Annotated in this window: 17 protein-coding genes; 9 read left to right on the top strand and 8 right to left on the bottom strand. The window is 43.8% G+C overall.

All coding sequences use genetic code 11. The annotated features are described in order from the left end of the window. Positions 1-4: 4 nt before the first annotated feature. Together recN and DKT75_RS03525 are read right to left on the bottom strand one after the other, a co-directional pair. Entirely contained in the window at positions 5-1,681 is a 1,677-nt protein-coding gene (gene recN / locus DKT75_RS03520; RefSeq protein ID WP_109822051.1) for a DNA repair protein RecN, read from the bottom strand. 113 nt (positions 1,682-1,794) lie between these two features. Next, positions 1,795-2,748: an NAD(+) kinase gene (locus tag DKT75_RS03525; RefSeq protein ID WP_245923062.1), complete on the bottom strand. Its 954-nt coding sequence runs from the start codon at positions 2,746-2,748 to the stop codon at positions 1,795-1,797. 58 nt (positions 2,749-2,806) lie between these two features. On the opposite strand from DKT75_RS03525, the gene hrcA reads away from it, so the two are divergent. The 8 genes from hrcA (at position 2,807) to DKT75_RS03565 (ending at position 11,226) form a co-directional block, all read left to right on the top strand. Continuing rightward, positions 2,807-3,868 (top strand): heat-inducible transcriptional repressor HrcA, encoded by a 1,062-nt coding sequence (gene hrcA / locus DKT75_RS03530; RefSeq protein WP_109822053.1) that lies wholly within the window; start codon positions 2,807-2,809, stop codon positions 3,866-3,868. A gap of 175 nt (positions 3,869-4,043) precedes the next feature. Beyond that, complete coding sequence (gene grpE, locus DKT75_RS03535) at positions 4,044-4,616, top strand: nucleotide exchange factor GrpE (protein WP_109822054.1); 573 nt, start codon at positions 4,044-4,046, stop codon at positions 4,614-4,616. 107 nt (positions 4,617-4,723) lie between these two features. Beyond that, on the top strand, positions 4,724-6,637 hold the full coding sequence (gene dnaK, locus DKT75_RS03540) for a molecular chaperone DnaK (RefSeq protein ID WP_109822055.1): 1,914 nt from the start codon (positions 4,724-4,726) through the stop codon (positions 6,635-6,637). A 102-nt stretch (positions 6,638-6,739) separates the two neighbouring features. After that, positions 6,740-7,897, top strand: coding sequence for a molecular chaperone DnaJ (gene dnaJ / locus DKT75_RS03545; protein ID WP_109822056.1), 1,158 nt, complete (start codon positions 6,740-6,742; stop codon positions 7,895-7,897). After that, positions 7,897-8,700 (top strand): 4-hydroxy-tetrahydrodipicolinate reductase, encoded by an 804-nt coding sequence (gene dapB / locus DKT75_RS03550; protein ID WP_109822057.1) that lies wholly within the window; start codon positions 7,897-7,899, stop codon positions 8,698-8,700. Before dnaJ ends, dapB begins: the two co-directional genes overlap by 1 nt. Positions 8,701-8,714: 14 nt before the next feature. After that, positions 8,715-9,764 (top strand): AI-2E family transporter, encoded by a 1,050-nt coding sequence (locus tag DKT75_RS03555; protein WP_109822058.1) that lies wholly within the window; start codon positions 8,715-8,717, stop codon positions 9,762-9,764. Beyond that, a complete protein-coding gene (gene hda, locus DKT75_RS03560) occupies positions 9,764-10,468 on the top strand; it encodes a DnaA regulatory inactivator Hda (RefSeq protein ID WP_109822059.1) in 705 nt (234 codons plus the stop codon). The genes DKT75_RS03555 and hda overlap by 1 nt, the downstream gene beginning before the upstream one ends. Positions 10,469-10,527: 59 nt before the next feature. Beyond that, positions 10,528-11,226, top strand: coding sequence for a tellurite resistance TerB family protein (locus DKT75_RS03565; RefSeq protein WP_109822060.1), 699 nt, complete (start codon positions 10,528-10,530; stop codon positions 11,224-11,226). A gap of 58 nt (positions 11,227-11,284) precedes the next feature. Here the strand turns inward: DKT75_RS03565 and DKT75_RS03570 are convergent, their stop codons facing one another. The 3 genes from DKT75_RS03570 to DKT75_RS03580 form a co-directional block, all read right to left on the bottom strand. Beyond that, positions 11,285-12,148, bottom strand: a complete 864-nt coding sequence (locus DKT75_RS03570) for a PPK2 family polyphosphate kinase (protein ID WP_109822061.1) — start codon at positions 12,146-12,148, stop codon at positions 11,285-11,287. Positions 12,149-12,283: 135 nt separating this feature from the next. Further along, on the bottom strand, positions 12,284-13,066 hold the full coding sequence (locus tag DKT75_RS03575; protein WP_109822062.1) for a lysozyme: 783 nt from the start codon (positions 13,064-13,066) through the stop codon (positions 12,284-12,286). Positions 13,067-13,150: 84 nt separating this feature from the next. Then, positions 13,151-14,386 carry an ATP-binding protein gene (locus DKT75_RS03580; RefSeq protein WP_109822063.1) on the bottom strand — a complete coding sequence of 412 codons (1,236 nt, stop codon included), beginning with the start codon at positions 14,384-14,386 and terminating at the stop codon, positions 13,151-13,153. 220 nt (positions 14,387-14,606) lie between these two features. On the opposite strand from DKT75_RS03580, the gene DKT75_RS03585 reads away from it, so the two are divergent. Next, complete coding sequence (locus tag DKT75_RS03585; RefSeq protein WP_109822064.1) at positions 14,607-16,151, top strand: hypothetical protein; 1,545 nt, start codon at positions 14,607-14,609, stop codon at positions 16,149-16,151. A 56-nt stretch (positions 16,152-16,207) separates the two neighbouring features. Here DKT75_RS03585 and DKT75_RS03590 read toward each other — a convergent pair whose 3' ends face one another. From DKT75_RS03590 to DKT75_RS03600, 3 genes are all read right to left on the bottom strand, one after another. After that, positions 16,208-17,686: a nicotinate phosphoribosyltransferase gene (locus DKT75_RS03590; RefSeq protein WP_109822065.1), complete on the bottom strand. Its 1,479-nt coding sequence runs from the start codon at positions 17,684-17,686 to the stop codon at positions 16,208-16,210. Positions 17,687-17,710: 24 nt separating this feature from the next. Continuing rightward, positions 17,711-18,544 carry a ribose-phosphate diphosphokinase gene (prs, locus tag DKT75_RS03595; protein ID WP_109822066.1) on the bottom strand — a complete coding sequence of 278 codons (834 nt, stop codon included), beginning with the start codon at positions 18,542-18,544 and terminating at the stop codon, positions 17,711-17,713. Between the two features lie 225 nt (positions 18,545-18,769). Further along, a complete protein-coding gene (locus tag DKT75_RS03600; protein ID WP_109822067.1) occupies positions 18,770-19,306 on the bottom strand; it encodes a Spy/CpxP family protein refolding chaperone in 537 nt (178 codons plus the stop codon). Between the last annotated feature and the right edge of the window lie 46 nt (positions 19,307-19,352).

Consider the following 19,352-nt stretch of genomic DNA (forward strand, 5'->3'; position numbering starts at 1 on the left):
TGCTTTATTCGCTGGTAGCACTCTCAAGCATTTCACGGGCTAGGGCGCGAGTTGAGTCGGTAATCTCAATACCACCCATCATGCGAGAAATCTCTTCAACACGAGCATCGCCTTCCAAAGTCAGCATGCCAGTACTAGTACTCGTATTACCTTTAACTTTAGTCACTTTGTAGTGCTGGTGAGCCTGTGAAGCAACCTGCGGTAAGTGAGTCACACAAAGCACCTGTCGACTACTACCTAGCTTGCGAAGTTGTTGTCCAACAACCTCCGCCGTACCACCACCAATACCAGTATCGACTTCATCAAAGATCAATGCAGGCAGTGTCACTTTCTGTGCCGCAATCATTTGGATAGCCAAAGAAATACGTGACAGCTCACCACCCGATGCTACTTTAACTAATGACTTCAACGGCTGACCAGGGTTAGCGCTTACTTGAAACTCAATATCATCCAAGCCATGAGCCGTAAATTTACTGTTCACGTCGAAGGCACATTGAATTTCAAAAACACCGCCATCCATGCCAAGCTGTTGCATCGCTTTCGAAACACCTTTGCTGAGTTGCTTAGCTGCTTTCGTCCGTGAAGTATGTAGTTTCTCAGCTTGCTTCAAATAAGCTTGCTGACTTAACTCAAGCTTCTCTTTCAAAGCATCTAAATCATAGTCATCACCACTCAAACTGGCTAAACGAGCGGATAAATCCTGAAACTTACCCAGTAGCTCTGCCGGCATCACATTATGCTTGCGAGCCATTTGGTGAAGGGATGCTATACGTCCTTCCACATACTCTAAGCGCTGTGGGTCAAGCTCCAAGCTATCTTGGTAATGACGTAAAATGCTACTCGCTTCTTCAACTTGAATCTGAGCCTCAGTCAATAAAGCGAGAGGTTCTTCAAGGCTTGAATCCAAACTCTTTAGCTCATTAAGGTCAGTAATTAAATGACTAATAATCGAGTAAACTGAATTCTGCTCAGCGTCATATAGCTTTTCAAGACCATCAGATGCCGTACTTAATAACTGGCCCGCATTAGATAAGCGGCCGTGTTCTTCATCAAGTTGCTCATATTCTTTTTCGACTAACTCTAACGCTTCCAGCTCTTGTGTCTGAAAACTCAATAAATCTATTTGCGCTTGATGATCACTGTTTTGGTTTTGCAACTGATCAAGCTTGTCGTTCAGTACTTTCCACGCTTTATAATCTTCGTTGAGCGTTTTCAGTAGCTTGGTGTGATTACCGTAGTCATCAACCATCTGACGTTGCGCTTCTTTCTTCATCAATGACTGATGCTCATGCTGACCATGGATATCAACAACCTGTTCACCCAGTTGACGCAGCATTGTCAGGTTGGCTGGAGTGCCGTTAATCCACGCGCGAGACTTACCACTACTAGTAATAACACGTCGTAAAATACAATCATCATCCTGATCGAGATCTTGTTCTTGCAGCCATTTAAGTGCGGTTGGTGTGTCAGAAATATCGATGGCTAACGTGATTTCAGTCTTTGCAGCACCGTGTCGTACCACGCCACTATCAGCACGGTCACCAAGGACTAAACCAATCGCATCAACTAAGATCGATTTACCCGCACCCGTTTCTCCGGTCAATGCGGTCATGCCTTGGTCAAACTCAAGGTCTAGCGTTTCAATAATGGCAAAATCACGAAGAAAGATATGGCTTAACATAGAGGACTGCTTGGAGTAAATGAGGGGACATTGTGCCAGCGAAAAATAGCTTTGCATAGCATCGCTAGATCATAGGTGACACCGTTTGAAAACTAAGTGCAGACGCATAGTGTTTAGCTAGGCGGCGTCGCACTCCAGCCCAGTTTGGAGCGTAAAATATGATAATAATCATAGCTCTCAGGGTGAATCAGTTTTAGCTTGTTAGGGTGTTGGCGAATAACAATGCGATCACCCGCTTGCATCTCAACATTTGACTGACCGTCGAACGATACACGTGAGTCAACTTCTCGTGACTCGCAGAGTAAAATCTCGATAACACTTTCAGAGCCAACAACAATAGGGCGGTTAGTCAGTGTGTGTGGGCAAACCGGCACTAGCGTCACTGCAGCTAAACCTGGGTGCAAAATAGGCCCACCCGCTGATAATGAATAAGCGGTGGAGCCTGTCGGTGTTGAGATGATCAGGCCATCTGCACGCTGAGTATTAACAAAGTGGCCGTCGATATGAGTATTAAACTCAATCATACGCACATCATTTCTCACATGAATAGCGACATCGTTTAGTGCGTTACCTTCACCAAGAAGCTCATCATCTCGGTACACTTGGCCTTGCAGTAACGTGCGCGACTCCACAGTGAAGTTACCGTCAAGCATTGTCTCTAGCTGGTTGCTCAGGTTGACAGAAGAAATATCCACAAGGAAGCCCAAACGGCCTAGGTTAATACCTATAATCGGCACATCTTTAGGGGTCAGTAATCGACCAACTTTGAGTAACGTGCCATCACCACCAACCACGACAGCAAGGTCGATATTATCAGCGATAAATTCATCGTCATGGCCTTCAATATCTAAAAAGTCAGCGACAGTATGCGTTGCATAAACAGTGAAGTCGTGTTTTGACAGAAAGGATTGTAACTCGTTAAGAGTGTCGACGATTCGATGGTCTTGTTGTTTTGAAAATAATCCGATCCGGCTAAATGAGCGCATACAAAGTCCACTATGAGTAGTTGAGCTAGAGTGGCAAACCTTGGAGTCAAATGCAAGTCTGCGAATTCTATTTGCAAGCATTCACAATCATCCCCATATAGAAGTAATATAGAGTTATAAAACTAGACTGGGCAGCGGTATGGCAACTGAAAAAAATTCGCTAAATGAACGCGCACAACAACTATTAAAAGTCCTAATCGAAGGTTATATCTTGGACGGACAGCCCGTCGGTTCGACCACGCTCGCTAAGCGTAGTGGTCTCAAATTGAGCCCTGCAACTGTTCGTAATGTGATGGCTAACCTTGAAGATCAGGGTTATATACATGCGCCTCATACATCAGCTGGTCGTGTGCCTACCGCGCTGGGTTATCGCTTGTTTGTTGACTCTCTGGTCAGTGTGCGGGAGCTAGATGCAAAAGACCTAAGCTCTTTACAGTCTCGTTTTAGTGACCGATATACCAATAGCGAGTTGATTCAAACAGCCTCCGGCTTGTTATCGAATATCACCCAGCTTGCCGGGGTTGTGTCGCTGCCTAGTATTGAAACGGTGGGAATTCGTCATATCGAGTTTCTGTATTTGTCTAAGGATCAAATACTGACTGTGTTAGTGATGAATGATAACGACGTACAAAATCGCATTATTCAAACTGACCGAGAATACACCTCCAGCGAGTTGCAGCAGTACGGTAATTATCTCAATGAACAATTAAACGGCATGGACTTGCAGAAAGCGCGAGCGCACATGTTGGACGCTATGCGTGAAGATAGAGAAGCGCTCAACCGTATGATGCTGTCGGCGATTGAGTTAGGTGAGAAAACATTCGATTCGATACCCGATAAAATGCCAGCGCAAGAAAGCTGTTTAGTGGTTGGGAAAACGAATTTGCTGGAATACGACGACTTTGCTGATATGAGCACACTACGTCAAATATTTAACGCATTTAATGAAAAGCGCGACATGCTGAGTTTGTTGGATAACTGTATTCAGGCACAGGGCGTGCAAATATTTATTGGTCGTGAGTCAGGGCAGGCCGTTTTTGATGATTGTAGTTTGGTGACTGCGCCCTACAGTATTGACGATAAACATATTGGTGTCTTAGGTGTGATAGGTCCTAAACGTATGCAGTATGAGCGTGTTATTCCAGTTGTGGATATAACGTCACGACTGCTTAGTGCGGCTTTACGATCAAATATTAGTTAATGACTATGAGTGATTAAACACGTCGAGATTTAACATTTAGAGTGCGTTAAGATATGCACCAAATTTCCCAGCCCTGCCTCGTGCAGGGTTTTTTTGTTTTTTTTGGCCTATTTGCTTGAAAACGCAATCATTACCCAAATTATACAGTCAAAGATTATCTTAGAGAGCGAAAGCAATGAGTAATTCGGAACAAACACCTGAGAGCCAGCAAGCACCTGAAGCTGACGTAGAAAACGTATCAGTTGAAGCAGTCGACGAGCAAGTTGATGCTGAGTTAAGCAGTGAAGATCTAATCGTACAGTTACGCGAGCAGCTAGAAACGACGCAACAAAAAGCTGATGAGAACTGGGACAGCTTCGTTCGCCTACAAGCGGAAATAGAGAACAACCGTAAGCGTAGCGATAAGCAACTTGAAGACGCGCATAAGTACGGTTCTAAAAAATTCGTTGAGGCGTTATTGCCTGTTGTCGACAGCCTAGAAATGGGAATGACGGCAGAAGGTGATATTACTCAAATCCGTGAGGGCATGAACCTAACACTTAAGCAGTTAGAGTCGGTCATGGAAAAGTTCAACATTGAAGCAATCGACCCAATGGGCGAAAAATTCAATCCTGAACTGCATCAAGCAATGGCAATGCAGCCGAATCCTGAGATGGAAAATAACACCGTAATGGCTGTTATGCAGAAAGGCTTCACTATTAGCGGTCGTTTGATTCGTCCAGCAATGGTTATGGTTGTTAAAAACTAAGTATCTGTTAAAAAATATTTAACGATTAGATACTAACAACACTTGATTTTTGAGAAATGAACCGCATTTATTTCTCATGTTAAAAAGTTTTCTTTGGAGAAAAAGAAATGGGTAAGATTATTGGAATTGACTTGGGTACAACCAACTCATGTGTTGCCGTTATTGAAGGCAAAGAAGCAAAAGTAATTGAGAATTCAGAAGGCCACCGTACAACACCTTCAATCGTCGCTTTCACTGACGAAGAAGTACTTGTAGGTCACTCAGCAAAGCGTCAAGCAGTGACTAACCCTGCTAACACTCTATACGCAATCAAGCGTCTAATCGGACGCACGTTTGACGAAGAAGCAGTACAAAAAGATATTAAACTAGTGCCTTACAACATTGTTAAAGCTGACAATGGTGATGCATGGGTTGAAGTAAACGGCAAGAAGATGTCGGCGCCTGAAGTATCAGCACGTATTTTGATGAAGCTGAAGAAAGATGCTGAAGCATATCTTGGTGAAGAAGTAACAGAAGCAGTAATTACTGTTCCTGCATACTTCAATGATTCACAGCGTCAAGCGACTAAAGATGCAGGTAAAATTGCAGGTCTAGACGTTAAGCGTATTATCAATGAGCCTACTGCTGCTGCACTTGCTTACGGCATGGACAAAGCGGCTAAAGGCAACAAGAACATTGCTGTATATGACTTAGGTGGTGGTACTTTTGACGTATCTATCATTGAAATCGACGAAGTAGATGGCGAGTACCAGTTCGAAGTACTAGCAACGAATGGTGATACATTCCTTGGTGGTGAAGATTTCGACATGCGTCTGATCGACTATCTTGCAGATGAGTTCAAAAAAGATAACGGCATGGATCTTCATAATGATCCTCTTGCGCTACAGCGTTTGAAAGAAGCAGCAGAGAAGGCGAAGATCGAGCTTTCTTCTTCAGTTCAGACTGACGTAAACATTCCGTACATCACTGCTGATGCAACGGGTCCTAAGCATCTTAACGTTAAAGTAACTCGCGCTAAGCTTGAGTCTCTAGTTGATGATTTAGTTACTCGTACTATCAAGCCTTGCCAAACGGCACTTAAAGATGCTGGTTTGTCAGCGTCTGAGATTGACGATGTCATCTTGGTTGGTGGTCAGACTCGTATGCCTAAAGTTCAGGAAGCGGTTACAGCATTCTTCGGTCAAGAAGCGCGTAAAGACGTTAATCCTGATGAAGCCGTTGCAATGGGTGCTGCGATTCAAGGTGGTGTTCTAGGTGGTACGGTTACAGATGTATTACTACTTGACGTTACTCCACTGTCTCTAGGTATCGAGACTATGGGCGGCGTGATGACTAAGCTAGTTGAGAAGAACACTACAATCCCAACTAAAGCTCAGCAGGTTTTCTCTACAGCAGATGACAACCAAAACGCAGTAACGGTTCACGTGCTACAGGGTGAGCGCGAGATGGCTTCTGGTAATAAGTCACTAGGTCGTTTTGATCTAACTGACATTCCACCAGCACCACGCGGTCAGCCACAGATCGAAGTTAGCTTAGACATTGATGCTAACGGTATTTTGAATGTATCAGCTAAAGATAAGGCGACTGGAAAAGAGCAATCTATCCAGATCAAATCATCTTCTGGTCTTTCAGATGAAGAGATCGAAGCAATGGTTAAGGACGCTGAAGCTCACGCTGAAGACGACAAGAAGCTACGTGAATTAATCGATGCTCGTAACTCAGCAGACGGCATGGTTCACGCAACTGAAAAGTCACTTAAAGATTTTGGCGACAAAGTTGACGGTGCTGAACTTGCTAAGATCCAAGCATTGGTTGACGAAGTTAAAGAAGCAATCAAAGGCGAAGACAAAGACCTAATCGAGTCTAAGTCTCAAGCGTTGATGGAAGCTTCTGGTGCATTAGCTCAAGCGCAAGCTGGCGGCGAAGCAGGTCCAGAAGGTGCTGAAGAAGCTAAAAAGAAAGCGGAAGACGATGACATCGTTGATGCTGAGTTTGAAGAAGTAAATGACAGCAAGAAGTAATCTACTTTAGCTGTGATGTAAGAGTAGGCGCGTAAGGTTTTCCTTGCGCGCCTTCTTTGGTATAGAGAAATAATATTTACGTTAAAGAATTCGAGTTAAATTATGGCAAAGCTGGATTATTACGAAACGCTAAGCATCTCAAAAAGTGCTAGCGATGGTGAAATTAAAAAGTCTTTTAGACGTCTGTCCATGAAGTTTCACCCTGACCGTAACCAAGATGACCCAGAGGCTGAATCTAAATTTAAAACGATTAAGGAAGCATATGAGGTTTTAAAAGATCCTCAGAAGCGTTCTGCTTATGATCAGTTCGGCCACGCGGGTGTTGATGGCTCAGCAGGTAGACACGGCGGCTTTGGTGGCGGCGGTGGCGGCGGATTTGGTGATATTTTTGATGAGATATTTGGTGGCGGTCGAGGCGGCGGTGGTGGAAACCCTAACCGTGCTTACCGTGGTAACGACTTACAGTACAACCTAGACTTAACACTAGAGCAGGCTGTTTTCGGTACAAACGTCGATATTCGCATACCGACTATGCAAGACTGTAAGCCTTGTCATGGTTCTGGTGCAAAAGATGGTACAAGCCCTGAAACCTGTGGCACATGCCATGGACAAGGTCAGGTAAGAATTCAGCAAGGTTTCTTTGCCGTGCAGCAGGCGTGTCCTGCTTGCCAAGGTACAGGAAAAATCATCAAGTCACCGTGTAGCTCATGCCACGGTCAAGGTCAGGTTGAAGAGAACAAGACCCTTGATGTGAAAATCCCAATGGGTGTTGATACAGGCGATCGCATTCGTTTAACGGGTGAAGGTGAGGGCGGTATTAATGGTGGCCCATCTGGTGATCTATATGTACAGATGAACTTGAAACCACATGAAATATTTACACGTGACGGAAGTGATCTTCACTGCACTATCCCTGTTTGGTTTACAACGACTGCGCTAGGTGGCGAAGTTGAAGTACCGACACTAAACGGCAAAGTGAATTTAAAGATTCCAGCTGGCGCGCAGTCAGGAAAAGTCTTCCGTATGCGTGGTAAGGGTGTGAAGTCAGTTCGTGACGCATTCGAAGGTGACTTGTTTTGCAAAATCCAAGTAGAGACACCAGTCAACCTGACAAAAGATCAGAACCAAATGTTACGTGATCTTGAGAATAGCTTGATCGAAGGTAAAGAGAAGCATAACCCTGAAATGCACGGTTGGGGCACAAAGACTTCTTCATTCTTTGATAATGTGAAAAGCTGGTTTGATGGAGACAAAAAGTAATGAATAGAATAGCGATTGTCGGTGGTGCAGGCCGCATGGGTAAGGTACTTATCGAAGCGTGCCACGCTGATGATAACTGTCAGCTAACAGCTGCTACTGTATCGCCTTCTAGTTCATTGGTTGGTGCGGACGCCGGCGAATTAGCCAGCGTTGGCAAAAACGCGGTTGCGTTAGTCAGCTCATTGGATGATGCAGAAGTGTTTGATGTTCTAATCGACTTCACAACGACAGAGTCAACACTGAAACACCTAGATTGGTGTGTTGCCAATAACAAAGCGATTGTTATTGGAACCACTGGTTTTAGTGATGAGCAAAAAATGCTAATTACTGAGGCAGGGAAGAGTATCCCTATTGTGTTTGCGCCAAACATGAGTGTTGGTGTAAACCTTTGCTTCAAATTACTTGATATGGCTGCTCGCGTCCTTGGTGACACGGTTGATATTGAAGTGATTGAAGCGCATCATCGTCACAAGATTGACGCGCCATCTGGTACAGCTTTAGGTATGGGGGAAGTGCTTGCAAAAGCATTAGACCGTGACCTAAAAGAGTGTGCAGTGTATGGCCGTGAAGGTGTGACTGGTGAGCGTGACCGCAAAACGATTGGCTTTGAAACCATTCGTGCCGGTGACATTGTTGGAGAACATACGGTGATGTTTGCTGATATTGGCGAGCGCATCGAAATTACTCATAAAGCATCTAGCAGAATGACGTTTGCAAAAGGCGCTATTCGTGCAGCGAATTGGTTGGCTGATAATAAGTCACCACGCGTTAACAGCATGCAGGACGTGCTCGACTTGAATTAAACCCGAGAGGCAGTATGACAGCCAATACAAGATGGTTCTGGTTAGCGATATTCAGCGTAACAGGTCTTTTGTTATACCTATTAGCGCCTATTTTATTGCCCTTTATAGTCGGTGCTTTATTAGCGTACCTAGGTGACCCTTTAGTTGATCGTCTAGAGACCTATAACATCTCAAGAAGCAATTCAGTTGTGATTGTCTTTGTGGTGGTCTTAGGCATATTACTGCCCTTTTTCATTATTCTAATTCCATTATTAGAAGATCAGATTCAAGTATTTATCACTAAAGTACCTAACTATATTAAATGGGTAGGGGACTCCTTACGTCCAATGTTGGAGTCTGTTGGAATCGCTATTCCACAGGTAGACATTGAAAAGTTCGGACAAGCACTGACTAAAGAGTGGTCAGTAACTGGTGGTTTACTAAAGAATATAATCGGTGCGCTATCTAAGTCAGGTATCGCAGTGATGGGTTGGGTAGTGAATGCATTACTTATCCCTGTGATTACGTTCTACTTGCTACGTGACTGGGATCGTCTAGTGGCTTACATCCGAGAGCTGTTACCACGCAATGTAGAGTCTAAATTTTCTGAGTTAGCTAAAGAGTCAGATGAAATGCTAGGTGCGTTTTTACGCGGCCAAGTGATGGTTATGTTTGCACTATCCTTAATTTATAGTGTGGGTTTAAGCGTCGTTGGAGTGGACTTCGCACTGTTGATTGGCATTATTGCTGGCATCATTAGTTTTATTCCTTATATGGGACTCATTGTCGGCATCTCTATCGCTGCTATTTCAGCCATTGTTGAAACGCAAAGCTTCATTATGGTCGGTGGTGTGGTTGCCGTTTTCGTTATTGCACAGGTGTTCGAAGGCTTCTTCTTAACGCCTATGCTAGTAGGTGACCGAATCGGTTTACACCCTGTCACTGTTATTTTTGCAGTGCTTGCAGGTGGCCAACTGTTTGGATTCTTTGGTATCTTACTCGCACTTCCTATCTCCGCTGTGTTAGCTGTCTTACTCAGACACGCGCACGACTCTTATCTCGAAAGCCAGATATATAGGCTCTAATGACTCAGCAACAGATGATTTTAAATGTCACCTCACGTGACAGTTTACGTTTTGACTCTTTCTATGCTGCTAACGAAGAGAATAAGGACGTACTCGAACTAGTAACGGCGTTTGCCGAAAGCTATGACCGGAAGCAGTTTTTTCTTTGGGGCGAAACACACTCAGGAAAATCTCACATGCTGCAAGCATGTTGTTACCATGCGACCGAGCGTGGCCAGCGTGTGTCCTACTTGCCAATGAAAACCTTAGCAACGTATGGCAGCACTGCGGCACGTGGTCTAGATAGTATGGACTTGATCGTTATTGATGACGTTGATCGTGTACTCGGTAACGCAGACTGGGAAGAGGCATTATTTGACCTTATCAACCACTGCCGAACGGGCAAACAGCGCCTAGTGTTTAGTTCGACACAAAACCCGCGGTACTTAGAATGTGAGTTGCCTGATCTCGCGTCGCGTTTAATATGGGGTGAGACTTACACACTTCATGCGTTAACCGATGACGAAAAGCAGGATGCTTTACTGCATCGCGCTAAGATTCGTCATCTCGCTATTAGCGAGCGTGTGATGGATTATTTAAGTCGCCATTACCCAAGAGATATGGGGTCTTTGCTGACTATCTTGGATGTGCTTGATCAAGAAAGTATTCGTCGCCAATCAAAAATTACAATACCCTTTGTAAAACAAGTCCTTGATTCTTCGTAATTAAACCCAATTTAATAACTAAGAATTAATTTACTGATTACCAAGCAAGAGGTTTACTAATGGACGCTAAATCGTTATTGGAAGGTTTGTTAAAGACAGGGCGCGAAATGGCTGCAAAAGGCCAAGCCGTGGTAGAAGAAAAATTAGATATTCAAGAGCCAGGAGAGAAGCGTGACGCGACTATTTCTGGTTTAAAAACCGGTGCAATGGCTGCTGGTATTATGGCTTTGTTGCTAGGGACTAAGACTGGTCGTAATGTGACTGGCTCAGCACTCAAGCTAGGTAGCTTAGCGGCTGTTGGTGGTATTGCGTGGCAAGCTTACAATAACTGGTCGACTAATAATGAAAACGCGGCTAAGAATGGCGAGCCAGTCGCGATAGATAACCTACCAGAAGCAGCCGCTAATGAACGCAGTATGTTATTGCTTAAGGCGATGATTGCTGCGGCAAAAGCAGATGGTCAGGTTGACGCACAAGAAATGGCAGACATTCAAAAGCAAGTGTCAGAGCTTGGTTTGACGGGTGATATTGCAGGTTTTATTCAGTCAGAAATTGCATCACCTAGTAGCTTGGAAGCGCTTGCTGCTCAATGTGATACTGCTGAAGTTGCGGCTGAGGTTTACTTGATCTCATCAGTCATGATCAATAAGACAAATGAAATGGAAAGCGCTTACTTAGATGCATTAGCAGCAGCACTTGAGCTACCAGATTCATTATTAGTAGAGCTAGAAAAAGCGAAAGCAGACGCAAGCGCATAAGTCGTTCTGCTTTAAAAAAGCCCGTCATTGTGAGTGTCACAGTGGTGGGCTTTTTTGTTTACTCAGCGTTTAATGATTGCTCAGCTTCGACCAGACGATCTAAGTTTTTCTGAGAAACGGTTGGGTACTCCGGCTGCATATCTTCAAGTGTTTTGCGAACGATCTTCGCAACTTGTAAGCGCATGTAGGGTTTGTTGTCTGCAGGTATCGCAAACCATGGCGCAGTGTCGGTTGATGTCTCATTCAGCAGGTCATTATAAGCTTGCTGGTATTCATCCCACAGGGCGCGTTCGCCTAAGTCAGAATGAGAGAACTTCCAGTTTTTGTCTTTCTCTTCAATGCGCGATAAGAAACGTTGCTTTTGTTCTTCTTTAGACACATTTAGAAAGAACTTGAGAACGGTTGTGCCGTTCTTTACGAGGTGTTTCTCTGCGTTGTTAATAGATTCATAGCGATCGTCCCAAAAGTCGTCAGCGCCGCCCTCTGGGATCTCTATGTGTTGTCCAGCTAGGTACTCAAGATGTACTTTTATCACCAGCACTTCCTCGTAATAACTACGGTTAAACACACCGATGCGTCCACGCTCAGGCATTTTGCAATGAGTGCGCCATAGGAAGTCGTGATCTAGCTCTTCTTTGGATGGCTGCTTAAATGAAAACACTTGGAAGCCAGCCGGGTTAACGCCTGTAAGAACCGAACGAATAGTGCTGTCTTTACCTGCGGCATCCATCGCTTGAAAGACTAATAGTATGGAGTGTTTGTCTTCTGCGTAGAGCTGGTGTTGTAACTCTGCGATGAGTGCGATTTCTTTTTTGAGTTGTTTTTTTAGTGACTTTTTATCATCAACGCTACCCTCTGGAGCCGTCGAAAGTGCGCTGTAGTCAAAGTTTCCATGAGGTGGGACTAGGTATTTTTTGGACATTGTTAGTTCCTGTGCTTAGACGTTTTGTATATTAGCATAGCTTGAGAACGCGGTATTTATCTACGGCGAGCGGTGGTGTCGACTATATGCCAGTAAAATCCAAGGGCTACGCTCGGATTTTACTGGTGTAATGTATTAATGAAGGTCTTGGTCGGTATACCAGCGACGAAGAACCGCAATGCCACCTAAGCCGATAACGACAATGCCACTCTCAATTTCAGTCTGCCACTCAGCAGGAATATCGATGCCGTACTTGGTTCCCAGATAAGCAACGCCAGTGGTTACTGCGAGTGTAATGATCTTGCTTTGGTGAGCGGGTTTGCTCGTTTGAGTCTTGGTTTTACGCGTTTTTTTGGTGGATTTTGTTCGAGTAGAAGGAGTCTTCTTTTTAGTGCGGGACTTGCTCGATACACTGCTTGGTTTACAATTGTCTTCCCACATAGCGCACTCGACTTCTCTGCGATTTGCCAAGCCTCGACTGACTTGCTTCTTACCGCCAACGGTTACGATATTCCATTTTCTGATTTCAGCGGGAACTGCGTCAAAGTCACGAGCGTTAATACGTTTGAGTAGGGTGCTTTTGCGAAATGCACCGATGCCAACGTTAAATGCAAAGTGTACTAGCGCATCGAACTGTTCTTGCTCTAATGACACATCCACTAAGTCATAGACGGCTTTTTCGCGTGGAATGAGATCGTCAGCTAGTAGCCGTTCAACACTTCGGTCGCTGATTTTACCTTTGCGCAGATCAATAATCGAACCGTCTGATAATTCGATCTTGCTGCTGGATAGCTCTGACTTTTTTAGTAGGTGGCCAACACCAATGGTGGGTAAGCCTGCTTGGTCATCGTAAATGGTATTGATAGACCCTTCGGAGTCGATGAGGGTGCGGATTCCTTGCGGTGACATTTTCATCATAATAGCTAGTTGGCATTAATCAGTTAATGGGGTGTGTTTCATTTTATGATCAGTACTTTAGCACAAGAATCGTGTCAGTCTTAGCTACAAGCACCCCGCTGGAATTTGAATAATATTGTCCGTCAGCATTTTAACCTCGCTGCTGTTATTAATAACGATACCTAGTGGTAACTCATGCAGCTTTACGAACTGTTGCAATGAGGTCAGCTGCTTCACTTTAGTTTGATGCCCGAACTTAGTCTCGATAGGCAATAATCCAAACTTGCCTTCCAGTACTAGATCAACTTCCGCGCCATTCTTCGTCCTGAAGTAATAGTAATCCCAACGTGTGACCTCGGTTGCTTGAATGCCTTTGATGATCTCTTCAATCACAAAGGACTCAAAGTTGTGTCCAACCTGAGCAGAACGCAGCATTGCTTCTCTTGAGTCGATACCCGCTAAATAATGTGTAAAGCCGCTATCTCGCAAAATACCTTTTGGCATTTTAAGTGCTGACTTACTCTTATTGTTTTCATAAGACGGTATCGTGCGCCAAACATGCGTTTTATCCGCTATTTCTAAATAGTCGCGTATGGTCGTTTCAGAGGCATCAATCGAGCGCCCAAGCTGAGCTTTATTGATAATCGTGCCCGACAAAGAGGCTAGCGTATTAATAAAGCGACGATAACGAATACTGTCTAAGCGTGGAAACAAGCGCCTAACATCACGGTTGATATAGGTTTGGTAATAGTTCTCCATCCACACGTTATAGCCAAAGTCATCCGCACTTTGAATCGGCTCTGGGTAACCACCACGAAGAAAGTAGGGTAACGTGTCATCAATCTCAGGCTTTAACTGCTTGAGTTGTAGGATTGAGTCATCGGTGATTGGCTGCTGAAATAACTCGTAGAAAGAGGGCAGCGGTTGTTCTGCGACCTCATTCATTTTTAACGTACCGATCTCAACGATAGCAATACGACCTGCAAGTGTTTCACTGGCTTGTTCCAGTAAGTCAGGCGAGTGAGAACTTGTCAGTATAAAGCGACCTTTATTGTTTCGGTCGGCATCTACCACACCTCGCAAATGACGAAACAGCGCTGGGTCTTCTTGTGCTTCATCAATGATTAGGTGCTGCGGGTATTCACTAAAAAAGAAGTCATAGTCACGACTTACAAAGTCGAAGTCAGACGCATTCTCAAGGTCAATGTACTTCCAGTCAGGACGTAGCATTTTACTCAGCGTTGTTTTACCTGTTTGACGAGCACCAATGAGCATGACAACTGGAAACAGCGTCAGTAGGCGATTGATTTTTTGTTCGAGATTTCGTTTTACACCAGACATATCCAAACTCTATGCTTGGATATGTCTGGTGTAAAGGTTTGTGTTTATGTTAACTACTTGATTCATACGAGGGGAATATAAAAGTATATTTTTATTACATAATGACTTTTTTCTTATTATAAAGCTATTATAACTGACTTATTCTTAGTTGCTGGAAGACCACATACCCAAATGATTAGAGTCTTCGATATAGCTGCAATTAGAACACTGGGAGTGTGACATGAGAGATTTAGGTTCAATGGGAGAAAGCACATTCTCTCTATGGTGCGCAGATGCTGGGCTAGTAGCTAATGTTTCTCAAATAGATAAGACAGGTTGGGACTTTTTTGTAGAATTTCCTTTTAAAAACAATAATGACCCATGCGGAGTCCATAACTCTGCCTTAGAGTGCAAGGTCCAAGTTAAAGCAACAGACCAAAATTATAGGAAGTTGTCTATTAAGCTATCTAACCTTAGACGCTTAGTTACAGCTCAAATGCCTGCTTTTTTTGTTTTTCTTGAGTTTGAGGGTAAATCAGAACCACAGAGCGCTTATGTTGTTCATGTGGATAATAAGCTGATTTCAAAAGTTTTAAAGAGATTGCATGAGGTTGAACAGAGCGACCAAGAGAATAAATTTAATAAAAGAAAAATGACAGTTCACTATTGTGAATCTAACCGATTAGAGGCTCTAAATGGAAGGTGTCTGGAGAGAAAAATTGTTGAATATGTTGGGTCAAGCATGTCTGAATATGTTGCCAGCAAAAAGAAACATTTAACAAGTTCTGGCTTTGAAGATGGTTTTGCCAAAATGACTCTTACTGCAATAGGTGAAGAAAATCTCGAGAAACTAATTGATGTTTCAATCGGTGCTGAAGACTTTGTTGAAGTGTCATCTATTCAAGCAGTAAAGACTAGGTTTGGTGTAGAAAGTAGTAGTCTTTTTCTAGATACACTGATGGGTAGGTTAGAGATGCCTAACTTGAAACCTTTCGCAGAGGGGGTAATTAAGTTCAAAGAAAGTAAGTTTTCTACCAGTTTAGGTTTTGATTGTCGGTTGTATAATTCACCATTTAACAGCTTTTCTGATAAAAAGCTGTGGAAAATGAGGTTTGAAAGCGACTTCTTTGGTTTGAGCTTCAACCCATTTAATGGTGAAGCCACAATCACTTTTTCATTTTTTGAAGATAAAAGGTTTCCTATTTTTGAGTTTAGAAATGCGGTTAAGCTTCTATCTAATATTTACCAGAACAGCTCGAAGACCTTGGGAGAGTTCAAAGCCAAAGAGTTACCTCCACTGAAGTTCACGATAGGTGGTGTTAATAGGGACTTTGATTACATGAGGGAAATGAAGGCATTAGATTCTGCTACTAAATTAATGTCTATTTTTAATGTCAGTGAGCCTGTGAATGCCTCATTCATTGAAATGTCTAGGTTCTCGAACGAAATATGCGGATTAGAGGCATTTGTTTCTGGTTCTAATGAAAACTTCGGTGTAGAGCTTTCAATGAAGAGAAATGATTTCCATACAGATCAACTCTATGCATGTGTTGTATTTTTTCATGCTGCTGTAGGTAGTCATTATTTTTGTGTTTTTTTTGTTGCTAAGGGCCATTTAAAAGAAGTCGAAGGTGAAAGGTTTAAACTCAATACCTCTGATATCTCAATTGAACGTAAATTCATTTCGCCAGTTAGTGATGTCATAGAGAAAGAGGAGTTATTTTCTGAGATGAAAAAGATCGAAGAAAAATATGAAAAAGACTATTGTGTTATTACCTTGACTTAAAAGTTAGATGTGACCTGAAAATTAGCTTCTCAGGTCACATGCGATAGGTGTGTCTACTATCCTACTAACCGAGCCCGAATCTCCCCAAGACTCTGATCAATAATCAACGTTCCATCCTCAAACACAACCTTAAACGCCCCTTGCTTCTCCTGCTCAGCCGTCTGCTGATCAAACATCTCAAAGCCGTTTTCAGTCTCCTCAACACGCAACAAACCACGCGCTGACTTCTTCTCACCATTATCGGTAATAGGGTCTTTAAAGATCTCACGAGCCTCGCCATTCACCTGACCCCAAGTCGCTTTAAGCGCAAAGCCAAAGTTATCTCGAGTTAAGTACTGGTAAGTAAAGCTGCCGATACCAAATACAATATTGTTAGACGCAAAGCCTTTCGCCGCTAAGCCTTCCAATATCGCTTGCGCACGTTGCAAAGTAATAGAGTCACCATAAATCACACCGACACGCTGGTTTAGTACCTTGTAACCTTCGTCAGTGACCTCCCCACCAAAGATCTCCCATAAGCACTCAACAGCACCTTTGTAAGCGGGGCTACCTGGTTCAGCATCTGCATCACCACAAATCACTTTAATCGGGTCGCCACTGTCTGGACGGAACACAACTTTAGCCAAGCCCATTTCGTTCTCTTTTCGAGCTAAGATAGTCTCTTTCAACTCGCTGGCGAACTCGCTAATCACCTGCCAAAAGTCCCACGTATCAGAAACAATACTCACCACGCCAGAAGGGTATAAGTCTTCAATCAAGCGTCTAAATGTTTCTATCTCGCCATCTTGTGTACCCATGCACATAACGCTGTGCTCTGTTGCAGGTACTGAAACACCAATCACACCGTCAGCGTTGTAATAGTCTTCCGCGTAGTCGATAGCAGCCACAGTATCTGTGCCGATAAAGCTAGTTAAGTGCCCCATCCCAGATTGTGCAGCATCCTCCAAACCACTCATTCCGCGACAGCTAAAGTCGTGTCCTTGCACTGGGATAAAGTCCAAAGGCGCACCTGTTTTCACGGCAAACTCAGTTAACAAACGTTTGTACTCATAAGCAATCGTTGCCGTTGTACACATCTTCCAAACTTCAGCACTGATGCTAGTTTCAAGGTAGTTAGTTAACCAAAAGTACTCAGGTTTAGTATTCACCATCGTAAACATCGGTACTTTAATATTTACGCGGCTACCTTCAGGTAATGCCTTAATGCGTAATGGCAAATAGCCCAAGTCGTGTAACGCTTCCATGTGATCAACGGGCACCGCATCTTTGCCTAAGGCTTGATCCATACGGCGCTTGTACTTAGCGATGACCTTTCCTTTTGGCTGCTGGAAAAAGTGTGTGTCCCAAGCATCCATCAAAATACGTTTGATATAACCCTGCAAACCAACCAACACAACACGGTCATCAAAACCATCAAGCACAGGGGCTAAACGAGAAGAACGCGGTGTTAGATTAGAATAGACATACTCCGTACCTTCTGGGTACTGGCGTCTGTGGTCCGCTTTGTAAAAGTCGATAGCTGTTAATGGGTTCATGGTGATACTCCTTTCTCTAATTTTTTAAGCGAACTTAATCTGGTTAATACGTGGGTCAGTTGCCTCACGTTCAAAGCTGTCTGTGGTGTAGATCTCATCAATCAAACCATCGAAAACGTCTAATCCTTTGCTGAAAATACCGTGCGTCACATATAAAATTACTTTGTCAGCGCCTTTGGCTTTTAGCTGTTCTGCGATCTTTATAAAGGTGTAACCACCGTCGCAAATGTCATCGGTAATGATCGCGGTCTTACCTGCAAGCGAGTCGATATTGACCTCGGTACATAAAACCTTGCCAGTGCTTGGGTCTCGTTTTTTGTAACACTGCACGCTATCGCTAATGTTTAATTCGGTTTTGATTGCCTCGCAGCGTGCCTTCGCACCTTCATCTGGGCAAATCAAAACACTGTTGTCTGCCGTTAACACTTCAACTAGAGCAGGGCTACTAGCGATGATCTTTTCAGGCATCACATTAATTGCACCTGTTAACTCAATACCGACCGTGCTGTGACAATCCCAAGTAGTGATGCTTCGAACAGGCATAGTGGCTAACACTGCGGCAAACACTTCCAACGAAAACGCTTGGCCTGCCGCACACACTCTGTCTTGACGTGCATAAGGTAGGTAAGGAATGGTTACATCAATCGCGACCTCAGTCCCAAAGCGGTGACGTAAAGCATTGACCACCAATAACAAATCCATAATGCCTGTCGCGCTGTTGATGCGGGCAGTAACGTTAAGACTCGTCGCTGCAAGGCTGTCGATATTGCCAAGTTGTACGTGGCGTTCGCCGCCTGAAAACGAAATTACGCTAATATCAATGTTGTCGTTTTGGTTGTTGGTTACTGTGATGGTCATGTTGTGCTCCTTGGTAAGTGTCTTTATGTCACTTAAGTTAAATAGTGGACGTAGTTGATCCCTAAGTCAATCATTAATTGTCAAAAAGACACTATTCAAAAGGAGTGTATAAAGTTCTTGCTAGAGAAGGGCTGAATCACCGGCACAAAAAAGGCGACTCAATGAGTCGCCTAATCTTTACCAGCTTAATTTGGAAGGGTGGCTAGTAAGCTTTAAAGGGGAGTATTATTCGCCTTTGTCCATTTTGCCTTTTCCACCGCGCTTGCCTTTACGGTTTTCTTTCATCTCCTTCATTGTCGCAAGTTGCTCAGCAGTTAGTACTGCTTGGAATTTTTGACGTGCAGAGCTCTTCAGGATAAACGTTTGACGCGTTAGGTTTGCTTTCTTGTCTGCAATTGCAGCTACTTGGCCATCGTAATTAGCGCTAGAGGTATCGAGTGCTTTCATTTCAGTGCGAAGCGCTTTCATTTCTTCACGTAGTGGCGCAGATGCAGCTTTTTGCTCTTCACGGAGTGTCTTTAGCTCAGCTTGCTGCGCTTCCGTTAGCTCAAGCTTTTTAATCATGCGCTTCATGCCATGGCCGCTTTTACCACTACGCTTACCATGGCTCTTGCCGTGGTGCTTACCACCTTTACCGTCTTTGTGCTTTGAGTAGCTGCTCGACTGCTCAGTCGTCGTTGTTGTGTCTTCTGCTGCGTTTACTACAGATGCGCCAAGTGTCAAAGTACTTGCTAAAATTGTTACTAATAATGTCTTGTTCATTTTTTAATTCTCAGTTTGTTTTAGTAGGTTCGACATGTTTTGCGTC

This window comes from Leucothrix arctica, from assembly GCF_003172895.1.
Classification (GTDB): Bacteria; Pseudomonadota; Gammaproteobacteria; order Thiotrichales; family Thiotrichaceae; genus Leucothrix; species Leucothrix arctica.